General features: G+C 62.0%; 11 protein-coding genes. All 11 read right to left on the minus strand.

The genetic code is table 11. The features are described from left to right. Positions 1-91: 91 nt before the first annotated feature. Entirely contained in the window at positions 92-1,369 is a 1,278-nt protein-coding gene (locus tag DK871_RS22535; RefSeq protein WP_161906682.1) for a flavohemoglobin expression-modulating QEGLA motif protein, read from the minus strand. A gap of 52 nt (positions 1,370-1,421) precedes the next feature. Then, positions 1,422-2,138 (minus strand): TetR family transcriptional regulator, encoded by a 717-nt coding sequence (locus DK871_RS22540; RefSeq protein WP_161906683.1) that lies wholly within the window; start codon positions 2,136-2,138, stop codon positions 1,422-1,424. Between the two features lie 106 nt (positions 2,139-2,244). After that, the gene (lysS, locus tag DK871_RS22545; protein ID WP_003189082.1) at positions 2,245-3,747 is read right to left on the minus strand and encodes a lysine--tRNA ligase; all 1,503 of its coding nucleotides are present in this window, start codon (positions 3,745-3,747) and stop codon (positions 2,245-2,247) included. Positions 3,748-3,826: 79 nt separating this feature from the next. Next, positions 3,827-4,922, minus strand: a protein-coding gene (gene prfB / locus DK871_RS22550; protein ID WP_161906684.1) for a peptide chain release factor 2 whose coding sequence is annotated in 2 segments (ribosomal slippage) — positions 3,827-4,849 and positions 4,851-4,922 — 1,095 coding nt in all. Because the reading frame shifts where the segments join, the coding sequence is not laid out codon by codon here. Positions 4,923-5,159: 237 nt separating this feature from the next. Beyond that, the gene (locus DK871_RS22555) at positions 5,160-6,161 is read right to left on the minus strand and encodes a PleD family two-component system response regulator (protein ID WP_014717198.1); all 1,002 of its coding nucleotides are present in this window, start codon (positions 6,159-6,161) and stop codon (positions 5,160-5,162) included. 52 nt (positions 6,162-6,213) lie between these two features. Further along, complete coding sequence (locus DK871_RS22560) at positions 6,214-7,224, minus strand: chemotaxis response regulator protein-glutamate methylesterase (RefSeq protein WP_161906685.1); 1,011 nt, start codon at positions 7,222-7,224, stop codon at positions 6,214-6,216. Next, complete coding sequence (locus tag DK871_RS22565; RefSeq protein WP_161906686.1) at positions 7,221-9,500, minus strand: hybrid sensor histidine kinase/response regulator; 2,280 nt, start codon at positions 9,498-9,500, stop codon at positions 7,221-7,223. The genes DK871_RS22560 and DK871_RS22565 overlap by 4 nt, the downstream gene beginning before the upstream one ends. After that, positions 9,497-10,198, minus strand: coding sequence for a chemotaxis protein CheW (locus DK871_RS22570; protein ID WP_044272240.1), 702 nt, complete (start codon positions 10,196-10,198; stop codon positions 9,497-9,499). The genes DK871_RS22565 and DK871_RS22570 overlap by 4 nt, the downstream gene beginning before the upstream one ends. Next, the gene (locus tag DK871_RS22575) at positions 10,195-11,457 is read right to left on the minus strand and encodes a protein-glutamate O-methyltransferase CheR (protein ID WP_161906687.1); all 1,263 of its coding nucleotides are present in this window, start codon (positions 11,455-11,457) and stop codon (positions 10,195-10,197) included. Before DK871_RS22575 ends, DK871_RS22570 begins: the two co-directional genes overlap by 4 nt. Continuing rightward, a complete protein-coding gene (locus DK871_RS22580; protein ID WP_137204983.1) occupies positions 11,454-11,966 on the minus strand; it encodes a chemotaxis protein CheW in 513 nt (170 codons plus the stop codon). Before DK871_RS22580 ends, DK871_RS22575 begins: the two co-directional genes overlap by 4 nt. Further along, a complete protein-coding gene (locus tag DK871_RS22585; RefSeq protein ID WP_161906688.1) occupies positions 11,966-13,588 on the minus strand; it encodes a methyl-accepting chemotaxis protein in 1,623 nt (540 codons plus the stop codon). The genes DK871_RS22580 and DK871_RS22585 overlap by 1 nt, the downstream gene beginning before the upstream one ends. Positions 13,589-13,967 lie beyond the last annotated feature (379 nt).

Genomic DNA, 13,967 nt, shown 5'->3' on the forward strand with positions numbered 1-13,967 from the left:
ATCGTCAACGATAACGCACTAATACTTAAGAAACGCGGTGCCTGAGCATTCTTCGCGAGCAAGCTCGCTCCTACAAATAGGATTGCGGTGGTCAGAGGATATTGGAGTAATCGGCCTCGATCCGGTCCAGGCTCAAGTGGTTGAGGAAGTTGGAGAAGCACATCCAGGCCGCCAGCGCGTTCATGTCGCGAAACTGCTCCGGCAAATACTTGGGCGGCACCACCAGGCCTTCGTCGACCAATTGGCGCAGGGTACGCATGTCTTCAAGGGTGGTCTTGCCGCAGAACAGCAGCGGCACCTGTTCCAGCTTGCCTTTGCGTACGGCGAGCTGAATGTAGTTGTAGACCATGATAAAGCCCTTGAGGTAGGACAAATCCTTGGTAAATGGCAGACCGGTGGGCACCGAGCCACGGAAGACCCGGCTGGCATTTCCATAGCTTTCGGCCATTTCAAAGCCTTGCTCGCGGAAGAACTCGAACACCTGCAGGAAGTCGGCCCCCTCCTCCACCATATGGATGGCGCGTGTCCGGTTGGTGAGTTTGCGCAAGCGGCTGGGGTAGGAGGCAAACGTGATGATTTCCATCAGGATCGCCAGGCCTTCCTGGGTAACGGTGGACGACGGCGGGCCCTTGGACAGGAACGTGCAGATCGGCTGGTTCTGGCCGTTGAGGGTGGTGCCCACATGCACCAGGCCTTCATGCACTTCCAGGGCGCGCACGTCGCGGTCGTTGAACATCGCGTCGGCGCGGATCTTGATGTAGTCGGCGCCCGCCGCCGCGTCGGCGACAATGCCATCGGACTCGAATACGCGGATGGTTTCTTCCGCCTCGCCAAATACCTTGTTCAGGCGGGTTTGCAGCAGGCTGACCGCATCTTTGGCGGTGAGGGTCTTGGCTTCGTCCTTGAGGTCACCCCGGCCGTCGATGTTGTTCAGGTAGTCGGAGAGCATCAGGCCAAGGTCGGCCAGGGTCGGGTCGCCGGCGTGGAACGCATCGGAGGCGGCGCCGTACAGCTCCTGGGAAATCAGGCCGAAGTCCTCGGTGCCGCGCGCTTCAAGCATGCGCACCACCATGCGGTATTCGCGGCACATGCGCCGCATGATCTGCCCCACCGGACTGAACTGCCCAAGGCGACGGGTAATGTCACGCTCGATGTTCTGGAACTCCAGCTTCACCGCACTGGAATCGAACGACAGCGGCCGGTTCAGGTAGTAATCACGGTCTACGGCAGGCATCGCCTTGCCCTTGGCCTTGAGGAATCCCTGGCGAATGTTATCGTCCCATTTCACCGCATCGAGGACGCGGATCGGTGTTTGCGCCAGCACAATGCGATCGGACAAGGTGCGTATCGTCTGCTGGTAATCGTCCACCCGGTGCTTCCTCTTTAAACGTTATTGGCCCACGCGCAGGTAGCGCACGGGGCTAGACCGAGGCCAATACCAGGTGCATGTAGCGCTTGAGGATTTCAAGCATCTCTTCCCCGGTCAGAGGCTCTGCGCTGCCCAACAGGCCCTGATATTCCATCCGACTGATGATAGCCGTCAACACCTTGGCATCCTGCTGCGGCTCACGGGAACCCAATACCTGGAAAAACTGCCCGGTGCCCTGCAACAGGATCTGTTGATGGGAGCGAACCAGTTCGGCCAGGCGTGGGTTGAGCAGGGCTTCCTGGCGAAAGGCCTGCTCGGCCATCAGGTATTCGCGGCGATTGGTCAGTTGGCGTAGCACATAGTCGGCGGTCAGGCGCGCGATGTCATCGGCCAGTTGCGAGCGCGACTCCGGGCTACCGTCGCCATAGGCGACCATTTCGCGTAACAGGCCTTCGTTACGCACCCACAGCTTGCCCATGAACGCGGCGCTGCGCTCCACGTACTGGGCGAAGGTGTCGGTGAGCAGGTCGTCGATGTCTTTGAAGTAGTAGGTGGTGGCCGACAGCGGCACCCCCGCCTCTGCCGCCACTGCACGGTGACGCACCGCCCGCACGCCATCGCGCACGACAATACGCATGGCCGCATCGAGAATGTCTTGCCGGCGTTGCTCGCTGCCCCGCCGACTGGCCTTGCGGCCCTGGTACTGAACGCTTTCAGCCACGGCAGCAGCAATGCCGGCGGCACCTTCTTGAGCCATTACGCGGTTCACCACACACATCCTTGAATAGAACAAAACCTGGCGCTGTTTGCTTGACACTAGTACAGGCCACATAAAAAAGCCGCCTTATAAAAGGCGGCTTCGGATTTCGCTACGGTTACGCTTGTGGCCGCATGTGCGGGAACAAGATCACGTCGCGGATCGACGGCGAGTTGGTCAACAACATCACCAGACGGTCGATGCCGATGCCTTCACCGGCAGTGGGCGGCATGCCGTATTCCAGGGCCCGTACGAAGTCGGCATCGTAGTGCATGGCTTCGTCGTCACCGGCGTCCTTGTCGGCCACCTGGGCCATGAAACGCTCGGCCTGGTCTTCCGCGTCGTTAAGCTCGGAATAGGCGTTGGCGATTTCGCGGCCACCGATGAACAGCTCGAAACGGTCGGTGACGTTCGGGTTGTCGTCGTTGCGACGGGCCAGCGGCGACACTTCGAACGGGTACTGGGTAATGAAGTGCGGCTGTTCCAGCTTGTGCTCCACCAGCTCTTCGAAAATCATCACCTGCAGCTTGCCCAGGCCTTCGAAGCCCAGCACCTTGGCGCCGGCTTTCTTGGCAATGGCACGGGCCTTGTCGATGTCGTTGAGGTCGTCAGCGGTCAGCTCGGGGTTGTACTTGAGGATCGAGTCGAACACCGACAGGCGCACGAACGGCTCGCCGAAGTGGAACACCTTGTCGCCGTACGGCACGTCAGTGCTGCCCAGCACCAGCTGTGCCAGCTCGCGGAACAGCTCTTCGGTCAGGTCCATGTTGTCTTCGTAGTCGGCGTAGGCCTGGTAGAACTCCAACATGGTGAATTCCGGGTTGTGACGGGTCGAGACGCCTTCGTTGCGGAAGTTGCGGTTGATCTCGAACACTTTCTCGAAGCCGCCAACCACCAGGCGCTTGAGGTACAGCTCTGGTGCGATACGCAGGAACATTTCCATGTCCAACGCGTTGTGGTGGGTTTCGAACGGCTTGGCTGCGGCACCACCGGGGATGGTCTGCAGCATCGGGGTTTCGACTTCCAGGAAGTCACGCTGCATCAGGAAGCTGCGGATGTGGGCAATGACTTGCGAGCGCACGCGGAAGGTCTGGCGCACGTCTTCGTTGACGATCAGGTCAACGTAGCGCTGGCGATAGCGCTGTTCGGTGTCGGTCAGGCCGTGGTGCTTGTCTGGCAGCGGGCGCAGGGACTTGGTCAACAGGCGCACGTTGGTCATCTCGACGTACAGGTCGCCCTTGCCGGAACGGGCCAAGGTGCCTTCGGCTGCGATGATGTCGCCCATGTCCCAGGTCTTCACCGAGGCCAGGGTTTCTTCGGACAGGGTCTTGCGGTTGACATAGACCTGGATGCGACCGGTCATGTCCTGGATCACCATGAACGAGCCACGGTTGAGCATGATGCGACCTGCCACCTTGACCGGGATCGCAGCCTCTGCCAGTTCTTCCTTGGTCTTGTCCGCGTATTGCTTCTGCAAGGCATCGCAGTAGTTGTCGCGGCGGAAGTCGTTGGGGAAGGCGTTACCCTTGGCGCGCTCGGCAGCAAGCTTTTCCTTGCGCAGGGCGATCAGGGAGTTTTCTTCCTGTTGCAGGGCTTGCGGGTCGAGTTGTTGGTCGCTCATGTCTTTAAATATTCCATCAGGTTCGTTGCCCCCAGCCTTCGGCGGGGGATCGCGGGCAAGCCCGCTCCCACAGAGGGTATTAGAGGCCGGATTTCAGGCTGGCTTCCAGGTATTCGTCGATATCGCCGTCGAGTACCTTGTCGCAATCGCTGCGTTCGATATTAGTGCGCAGATCCTTGATCCGCGAGGCATCGAGCACGTACGAACGGATCTGGTGGCCCCAGCCGATATCCGACTTGGTTTCTTCCAGCGCCTGGGAAGCGGCGTTGCGCTTCTGCATTTCCTGCTCGTACAACTTGGCCCGCAGCATTTTCATGGCGGTGTCCTTGTTGGCGTGCTGGGAACGTTCGTTCTGGCAGCTGACCACGGTGTTGGTCGGTACGTGGGTAATACGTACGGCCGAGTCAGTGGTGTTTACGTGCTGGCCACCGGCACCGGAGGAACGGTAGGTGTCGATCCGCAGGTCGGCCGGGTTGATCTCGATTTCCACCTTGTCGTCGATCTCTGGCGAGACGAACACCGCAGAGAATGAGGTGTGGCGACGGTTGCCGGAGTCGAACGGGCTCTTGCGCACCAGGCGGTGCACGCCGATCTCGGTGCGCAGCCAGCCAAAGGCGTATTCGCCCTTGATATGCACGGTCGCGCCCTTGATACCGGCCACTTCACCGGCGGACAGTTCCATGATGGTCGCGTCGAAACCGCGCTTGTCAGCCCAGCGCAGGTACATGCGCAGCAGGATGTTGGCCCAGTCCTGGGCCTCGGTGCCGCCGGAACCGGCCTGGATATCCAGGTAGGCGTTGTTCGGGTCCATTTCATGGCTGAACATGCGGCGGAATTCAAGCTTGGCGAGGTTTTCCTCGAGACGGGCCAGCTCGGCGACGACATCGCCCACTGCGCCTTCGTCGTTTTCTTCGACGGCCATGTCCAGCAGGTCGCGGCAATCACCCAGGCCGGTGTTCAGTTCGTCGAGGGTATCGACGATCTGTGCCAGCGCAGCGCGCTCGCGCCCCAGTTCCTGGGCGTATTCAGGTTTGTTCCAGACACTCGGATCTTCAAGCTCGCGATTGACCTCGGTCAGACGCTCATGCTTTTGATCGTAGTCAAAGATACCCCCGAATAGTTTCGGAGCGCTCGGACAGGTCCTTGATGGTGTTAAGGATCGGGTTGATTTCCATGGCGGGCAGCACTCGTTGGCGAACTTTTGAAAGCCGGCGAGTATAACGGCAAACGGCTGGAAACGGCAGCCCGCTTGGCCGAAAAGGCGGGGGTTTGTACACGATCCGCAGCACAATAGAGATCAAATGTGGGAGCTGGCTTGCCTGCGATGGCGGTGTACCAGTCGATACTTGTGTGACGGATACACCGCCATCGCAGGCAAGCCCGCTCCCACAGGGGTTGGGCGGCGCTTGGGATTACTCGATGCCCACCTGATTACGCCCATTGTTCTTGGCCGTGTACAACCCTTTGTCCGCCGCCATGATCAACTGCCGACAGTCCGTACCTTGGACCGGCGTCAACGTCGACAGCCCAATACTGATGGTCAGGCTGGCACCTTCAGCCGGGGCGATGTGCGGGATTTTCAACGCCGCCACCGCCATGCGCAGTTTTTCCGCGACCAGGCGTGCGCCGCCCGGCGAGGTGTTGGGCAGGACCAGCGCGAACTCTTCGCCGCCGTAGCGCGCCGGCAAATCCGAAGGACGGCTGCTGGCTTCACGGATGGTGTTGGCGACTTTGCGCAGGGCTTCGTCGCCCTCGACGTGGCCGAAGCTGTCGTTGAAGGTTTTGAAGAAGTCCACGTCGATCATTAGCAGCGACAGTTGGGTCTGGTCGCGCATGGCGCGGCGCCATTCCAGCTCCAGGTATTCGTCGAAGTGGCGGCGGTTGGACAGCCCGGTCAGGCCATCGGAGTTCATCAGGCGTTGCAGCACCAGGTTGGTGTCCAGCAACTGTTGCTGGCTGACGCGCAACGCGCGGTAGGCCGCGTCGCGCTGCAACAGCGTCATGTAGGAGCGCGAGTGATAGCGGATGCGCGCCACCAACTCGATGTTGTCCGGCAGCTTGACCAGGTAATCGTTGGCCCCGGCCGCAAAGGCCGCGCTCTTGATCAGCGGGTCCTCCTTGGTGGACAGCACGATGATCGGGATATTCGCGGTGGCCGGGTGATTGCGGTACTCGCGCACCAGGGTCAGGCCGTCCAGGCCCGGCATCACCAGGTCTTGCAGGATCACCGTGGGCTTGATGCGGATCGCCTGGGCAATGGCCTGGTGCGGGTCGGCGCAAAAGTGGAAGTCGATGTTTTCTTCATGGGCCAGGCCACGTCGCACGGCTTCACCGATCATGGCCTGGTCGTCGACCAGCAACACCATGGCGGCGTTTTCGTCGGTCTTGAAGTCGTCGAGCTGTAAATCATTCATGTGCAGTCACCTGAATTACTACCTGCAAGCCAGCACGGCGGGAGATTTTTGTTCATTTTGCAAAGACCTCCAGCAATCGGGGCGCAATTCTATCCAGTGGGCGAATTTCAACAGCAGCATCAATCGCCGCCGCCGCTTTGGGCATGCCATACACCGCCGAGCTCTGTTGGTCCTGGGCGATGGTCAAATATCCTTGTTCCCGCATCAGCTTGAGGCCCTGGGCGCCGTCGCGCCCCATGCCGGTGAGCAAGACGCCGACGGCGTCACCGTTCCAGTAGCTGGCAACACTTTCGAAAAACACGTCGATCGACGGCCGGTAAATCTCGTTCACCGGCTCTGCGGTATAGGCTAGCGTGCCATTTTTCAACAAGCGAATATGGTGGTTAGTGCCGGCCAGCAATACCACGCCGGGTTGAGGCGGTTCGCCTTCGCAGGCCAGGCGCACCGGCAGGCCGGAAGCGCTGCTCAGCCACTCGGCCATGCCGGCGGCAAACACCTGGTCCACGTGCTGCACCAGCACGATGGCAGCGGGAAACTCCCGGGGCAAACCTTTGAGCAGCACTTCCAGTGCCGCCGGCCCACCGGCCGAAGAACCAATGGCTACCAGCCGTTGACGCTTGCCGGTGACCCGCTGAGGCGGGGTTTCGGCACGCACCCGCGTGCCGCGCTGGCCGATCAGCCAGCCAATATTGAGGATCTTGCGCAGCAGCGGCGCCGCCGCATCCTTGGGGTTGCCCACGCCCAGTGCCGGGGTATCTACCACATCCAGGGCGCCGTGACCCATGGCTTCGAATACACGGCTGACGTTGGCCTGGCGGTCGACAGTGACGATCACGATCGGGCATGGCGTGTCGGCCATGATCTGCCGGGTAGCCTCCACGCCGTCCATCACCGGCATGATCAGGTCCATCAGGATCAGGTCCGGGGTCAGCTCGGCACAACGTTGCACCGCTTCCAGGCCATTGCTGGCCACCCACACCACCTCATGGGCGGACTCGTAACTCAGGGCGCGGCGCAAGGCCTCTACGGCCAGGGGCATGTCATTGACGATCGCAATCCTCATGCCCGGGCGCCTCCAATCAGTTCAACCACGGCGTCGAGCAAGGCGTCGTCGTGGAAACTGGCTTTGGCTAAATAATAGTCGGCCCCGGCGTCGAGGCCACGGCGGCGGTCTTCTTCACGATCCTTGTAAGAAACCACCATCACCGGCAACGATTGCAGGCGACTGTCACGGCGCAAAAGTGTGACCAATTCAATACCGTCCATGCGAGGCATATCAATATCCGTGATAAGCAGGTCGAAGTCCTCGGAGCGCAATGCGTTCCAGCCATCCATGCCATCGACCGCCACAGCGACTTCATAACCACGATTGAGTAACAATTTTCGTTGCAACTCACGCACCGTCAGTGAGTCGTCCACCACCAGCACGCGTTTGCGCGGCGCTTCGGTGGCCTGCTGGCTGCGCCGGGCGATGCGCTCCAGGCGGCCGGTGTTGAGCAATTTATCCACTGAACGCAGCATGTCTTCGACGTCGACGATCAACACCACCGAGCCGTCATCAAGCAAGGCCCCGGCAGAAATGTCCTGGACTTTGCCCAGGCGATCATCCAGCGGCAACACCACCAGGGTGCGCTCGCCGATAAAGCGCTCCACGGCAATCCCGTACACGGCATCGCGCTCGCGGATCACCACCACTTTCAAGGTATCTGACGGGGTCTGCCCCGGCGGGCGCTGCAGCAACTGGCTGGCGGCAACCAGGCCGACGTGCCGGCCCTCATGCCAGAAGTGCTGGCGGCCTTCCAACTGCACGATGTCGTCGGGGGCCAGGTCGCACATGCGTTCGATATGCGCCAGGGGGAAGGCATAGGCTTCTTCGCCGACTTCCACCACCAGGCTGCGCACCACCGACAAGGTCAACGGCACCTCCAGATGGAAGCGGCTGCCCTGCCCCGCCGTCTGTTCCAGCACCACCGCGCCGCGCAGCTGGCGAACCATATGTTGCACCGCGTCCAGGCCGACCCCGCGCCCGGAGACTTCGGTGACTTTGTCGCGCAGGCTGAACCCCGGCAGGAACAGGAACGTGAGCAGTTCTTCTTCGCTCAGGCGCAGGGCCGTTTCCACCGGCGACAGGTGCCGGTCGACGATGGTGCCGCGCAGGCGCTCGAGGTCGACACCGTTGCCGTCGTCGCTCAGCTCCAGCACCAGCAGCCCGGCCTGATGGGACGCGCGCAGGCGAATCAAGCCCTCCGCCGGTTTGCCCGCCAGCACGCGTTGCTCAGGGGTTTCGATGCCGTGGTCGACCGCATTGCGCAATAAATGGGTGAGCGGCGCTTCGAGCTTTTCCAGCACGTCACGGTCGACCTGGGTCTTTTCGCCCTCGATCTCCAGGCGCACTTGCTTGCCCAGGCTGCGACCGAGGTCACGCACCATGCGCACCTGCCCGGCCAGCACGTCGGCAAACGGTCGCATGCGGCAGGCCAACGCGGTGTCGTAGAGCACCTGGGCACGCTGGCCGGCCTGCCAGCCGAACTCATCCAGCTCGGCGTTTTTTTCCGCCAGCAAGGCCTGGGCTTCACTCAGCAGGCGACGGGTATCGGCCAGGGCTTCCTGGGCTTCCAGGTTCAGGTCCAGGGATTTGAGCTGGCCATCCAGGGCGTCGAGGGCACGCAAGCTGTTGCTCTGAATGCGCTTGAGCCGCTGCAGGCTGGCCAGGTACGGCTTGAGCCGCTGGGTTTCCACCAGGGATTTGCTGGACAAGTCCAACAGGCTGTTCAAGCGCTCGGCTGTGACCCGCAGCACACGCTCGCCGCCTTCGGTCATGCGCTTGTTCTGGCGCGGGGCTTCGCTACTGACCGCTGGCGCGGGCTCCAGCTCGGGCTCCAGCAGCAACGCGTCAACCCGCGGCGCACTGATGGGCTCGGGTTTTGGCAGCGGCGTGGCAATCGGCTGCGAGGGGTCGAGCAAGCGCTCCATCAGCGCAACGTACGCCTCGATATCCGCCGGCCCCACATCGTTGCCAGGGGTGGCGATACGCATCAGCAGGTCGGTGCCTTGCAGCAACGCGTCGATATGTTCAGGTTGCAGGTACAGGCGGCCTTCCTGGGCGCTGACCAGGCAGTCTTCCATGACGTGGGCCACGCTGACCCCGGCATCCACGCCGACAATCCGCGCCGCCCCTTTGAGTGAATGCGCGGCGCGCATGCAGGCTTCGAGCTGGTCGGCCTGGGTCGGGTTGCGCTCCAGCGCCAGCAGGCCCGCGCTCAACACCTGGGTCTGCGCATCGGCTTCCAGGCTGAACAGTTCCAACAGCGAGGCATCGCGCATCTGGTCGGGGGTCATGCGAGGCTCCGGGTCACGGCGGACAACAATTGCGCTTCGTCCAGCCAACGCAGGCTGCGGCCTTTCCACTGCAACACGCCTTGGGTGTAGCGGGCGCTGGCCTGGGTGCCGGACACCGACGCGGCCTGCAGGGTGCGCTCATCGATGGCGTGGATGCCGTCTACTTCATCTACCGGTACCACGACCGGGCCATCCTGGGCAGCGATGATCAGCATGCGCGGCATGATCCGCCCGCCGCTGGCGCCGGTACTGGTGCTGTCCAGGCCCAACAGTTCCACCAGCGACAGGCATGCCACCAGCGCCCCGCGTACGTTGGCCACGCCCAGCAGCGCCCGGGAGCGCTGGTGCGGCAGCGAGTGGATCGGCTGCAACGGCGCTACTTCTACCAGGCAACGGGTGGCGATGCCGAGCCATTCTTCGCCGAGGCGGAACATCAACAGCGAACGGGTGACCACCTCGTTATCCGCTTCGGCAGTTGCCTGCGCGTGATGATCGTCCTGTTGCAGCGCGTAGCGGTCAAGCAGGCGCGTGGCGGCGGCGGAGTACACCGAGCAATTGCGACAATGGATGTGCTCGGCCAACAACGGGCAGGACTTGTCGCCATGGATACCGATGCGGTTCCAACAGTCGTCAATGGCTTGGGTATCGGTCAGCGTCAGGTCCAGGCCTGCGGTGTCGAGCACGTCAGGGCTACTCATCGTTTGGACTCACTGTCAGCTCGCTCGCTACGGGCGGCGCGGGCCTGAAGACGACGCGCGCCGGCACTGTCGCCCTGGGACTCGAGCAACGCGGCCAGGTGCATCAGGGCCTGGGGATGTTGCGGTTCCAGATACAGGGCTTTTCGATAATACCCTTGGGCCTCCAAGGCACTGCCAGCCACATCGCTGAGCAGGCCCAACCAATAAAATACCTGGGCGGCCGGTGGGTGACTGCTCAAATAGCGCTCGCAGGCCGCACGGGCCTCGGCACTTTTGCCCTCGTTGGCCAGGGTAGCAATCTGGCTGAGCAAATCCCCGGCATCGGTAGGCACCCCTTTGACCGGTGGCACGCTGGGGCTGACCGTGCTGAACGGCCGCGGCTTGAGCGGTATCGGCGCCGCCCTGCGTTGCGGTAGCGGCGCGGGCGTCGGTTTGACCACAGGTGCTGGCGGCGGGGTCGGTTCTACATGCCGACTGAAAGCGAAGGACTGCGGTACGCCGATGGAGCGCATGCCGTGGCGCCCCAGCAGGCTGCCCTCGGCCGGGCCGATAAACAGCACGCCGTCCACGTGAGTCAACGCCTTGAGCACATCAAAGACCTGTTTCTGGGTCGGTTGGTCGAAGTAGATCAGCAGGTTGCGGCAGAACACAAAGTCGTAGGTTGGCTCGTTCGCCAGCAGTGCCGGGTCCAGCAAGTTGCCGACTTGCAGGCGCACTTGCTCACGCACTCGGTCGGCGATGCGGTAACTGCCTGCGTCTTCAGTGAAGTGGCGGTCGCGAAACTCAAGGTCGGCGCCGCGAAACGAGTTCTTGCCGTACACGCCCCGCCGCGCGCGCTCAACAGACAGCGGGCTGACGTCCATGCCCTGCACTTTGAACTGGTGGGGCGCCAACCCCGCATCGAGCAAGGCCATGGCAATCGAATAGGGCTCTTCGCCGGTCGAACACGGCAGGCTGAGAATGCGCAGGGCGCGCAGCTGATTGATCTCGGCCAGGCGCACCTGGGCCAGGCGGGCCAGGGTTGCAAAGGATTCGGGATAGCGGAAAAACCAGGTCTCGGGGACGATCACCGCTTCGATCAGCGCCTGCTGCTCGTCCTGGGAGGTTTGCAGGTGCTGCCAGTAAGCCTGCGCCGACGGCGACTGGGACGACTGGCAGCGCTGGCGCACCGCGCGCTCGATGATCGCCTCGCCCACCGAAGCGACGTCCAGGCCAATGCGTTCTTTCAAGAACGCGAAAAACCGCGGGTCGTTGCTCATAGGCTCAACTCGGCGGAGAACAGCAAGGCGCGCACTGGCGCGGTCAACAGATCCGCGACGCCAATCCACTGCATCAAGCCCTGGGCATCCTCACGCACCGGCCCCAGGTACGGCGCCTGCTGGTTGTCCAGGCCATAGGGCTGGAACTCGGCGGGGTCGCAACGCAGGGTGTCGGTGGCCTGTTCCAGGATCAGCCCCAGCCAACGCGCCTCACTCCAGGGCTGCGGCTGGTAATTGACCAACACCAGGCGCGTACTGGTACGCGCCTGGGCCGAAGTGCCGAACGTCAGCGCGCTTAAGTCGATGACCGGCACCAGCACCCCACGATGGGCGAAGATACCCGCCACCCATAACGGCGCTTGGGCGATGGGTTTAAGCGCCAGGCGCGGCAGCACCTCGGCCACTTCGGTGGCCTTGAGGGCAAAGCGTTCGTTGCCGATGCGAAACACCAGGAACAACGCCTTTTTCGCTGCCGGGACGGCACCGCGTTTAGCCGCGAGCTCGCTCATCAGACTTTGAAACGCGAGACGCCGCTGCGCAGACCGACCGCAACCTGGCTCAGTTCATCAATGGCAAAGCTGGCCTGGCGCAGGGATTCGACGGTCTGGCTGCTGGCATCGCCCAATTGCACCAGCGCATGGTTGATCTGCTCGGCGCCGGTGGCCTGGGCCTGCATGCCTTCGTTGACCATCAACACCCGCGGCGCCAAAGCTTGTACCTGATGGATGATCTGCGACAGTTGCTCCCCCACTTGTTGCACCTCGGACATGCCGCGACGCACCTCCTCGGAAAACTTGTCCATGCCCATCACCCCTGCCGACACCGCCGACTGGATCTCGCGCACCATCTGTTCGATATCGTAGGTCGCCACGGCGGTCTGGTCGGCCAGGCGGCGCACTTCGGTGGCAACCACGGCAAAGCCGCGCCCGTATTCACCGGCTTTCTCAGCCTCGATGGCCGCATTCAGGGACAGCAGGTTGGTCTGGTCGGCCACTTTTACGATGGTCACTACCACTTGGTTAATGTTGCCGGCCTTCTCATTGAGGATCGCCAGCTTGGCGTTGACCAGGTCGGCGGCGCCCATCACTGAGTGCATGGTCTCTTCCATGCGGGCCAGGCCCTGCTGGCCGGAACCTGCTGCCACCGAGGCCTGGTCGGCGGCGGTGGACACTTCGGTCATGGTGCGGACCAAGTCCTTGGACGTGGCAGCGATCTCGCGGGACGTGGCGCCGATTTCGGTGGTGGTGGCCGCCGTCTCGGTAGCAGTCGCCTGCTGCTGCTTGGAAGTCGCGGCAATCTCGGTGACCGAGGTAGTGACCTGTACCGATGAACGCTGTGCCTGGGACACCAGGGCTGTCAGCTCGGTCATCATGTCGTTGAAGCCGGTTTCAACCGCGTTGAATTCGTCCTTGCGCTCCAGGTTCAGGCGCTTGCTCAAGTCGCCGGTGCGCATGACTTCGAGGATTTGAACGATACGCTGCATCGGCGCCATGATCGCGCGCATCAGCAACAGGCCACACAGCGCGGCGGCGAGAATCGCCAGCAACAGCGAGACGCCCATGCTGATCTTCGCGGCCGCTACCGCATCATCGATGGCGGCGGTGGCGTTGTCGGCAACCTGCTTGTTCTCATTGATAATGTCATTGAGCTTCATGCGGCCTGCGGTCCAGGCGGGGGTCAGTTGCTCGTTGAACAACCGCAGCGCTTCGGCTGAATTGTTGCTCTGATGTGCTTCCAGGACCTGAGCGAGAATCCGATTGTAGTTCTGATGCAGTTTTTCGAAGGCATCGAATTCGGTGCGATCCTGATCGATATTGATCGTCGCCGCATAGCTACCCATGTGCTGTTCGAGCCGTGCTTCGAAAGACTTGTAGTCCTGCTTGTCGACCTCGGAAATGCCCTGGTTCTTGTGGATGCCGACCAGTTCCTGGGTTTGCAGGTAGCTGTCGACCCAGGCACTGCGAATCATCGAGCTGAAAAACACCCCGGGCACGGCATCGTCTCGGACCGAGTTTTCGCTGATTTCGATTTTCAGCAGCCGCGAATACGAGACCACGACCATCAACAGCATGATCGCGATAATTACCGCAAAGCTCGCCAAAATCCTTTGGCGCAGGGTCCAGTTCTTCACAGTAATTCCTCGAGGGCCGTTCAAATGGAGGGGAGTATAGCTGAGCGGCTGCGCGCTTTTATCAAGGCTTTTGATGTGCAGTGCACAGAATGCAGATGTGCTCGCGTTGGCCACAGGTATCTGCACAATTTTGGTACGGCGCTGGACCTGTGGCGAGGGAGCTTGCTCCCGTGACGCCCGGCCTGCCGACACCTATCCACCTGCCCCCCACGATCTGAATGTGGGAGCTGGCTTGCCTGCGAAGACGGCCTAACAGTCAACACAGCTGGATCGTGTACATATCCATTCCTGCGGTAACGGCTACTTAGGGTTCCGCCCTGACGGCGGCTCACTTTCGAAAAGCCGGAATGCCGGCCCAGGCGAAAGTAAGCAAAGCGCT

This window comes from Pseudomonas sp. L13, from assembly GCF_009935965.1.
Classification (GTDB): Bacteria; Pseudomonadota; Gammaproteobacteria; order Pseudomonadales; family Pseudomonadaceae; genus Aquipseudomonas; species Aquipseudomonas lactis.

What these genes read in the sequence shown, in the direction of transcription:
- DK871_RS22560 (WP_161906685.1), bottom strand. Translation starts at nt 7,224, where the DNA reads ATGAGGATTGCGATCGTCAATGACATGCCCCTGGCCGTAGAGGCCTTG.
- lysS (WP_003189082.1), bottom strand. Translation starts at nt 3,747, where the DNA reads ATGAGCGACCAACAACTCGACCCGCAAGCCCTGCAACAGGAAGAAAAC.
- DK871_RS22565 (WP_161906686.1), bottom strand. Translation starts at nt 9,500, where the DNA reads ATGACCCCCGACCAGATGCGCGATGCCTCGCTGTTGGAACTGTTCAGC.
- DK871_RS22555 (WP_014717198.1), bottom strand. Translation starts at nt 6,161, where the DNA reads ATGAATGATTTACAGCTCGACGACTTCAAGACCGACGAAAACGCCGCC.
- DK871_RS22575 (WP_161906687.1), bottom strand. Translation starts at nt 11,457, where the DNA reads ATGAGCAACGACCCGCGGTTTTTCGCGTTCTTGAAAGAACGCATTGGC.
- DK871_RS22570 (WP_044272240.1), bottom strand. Translation starts at nt 10,198, where the DNA reads ATGAGTAGCCCTGACGTGCTCGACACCGCAGGCCTGGACCTGACGCTG.
- DK871_RS22580 (WP_137204983.1), bottom strand. Translation starts at nt 11,966, where the DNA reads ATGAGCGAGCTCGCGGCTAAACGCGGTGCCGTCCCGGCAGCGAAAAAG.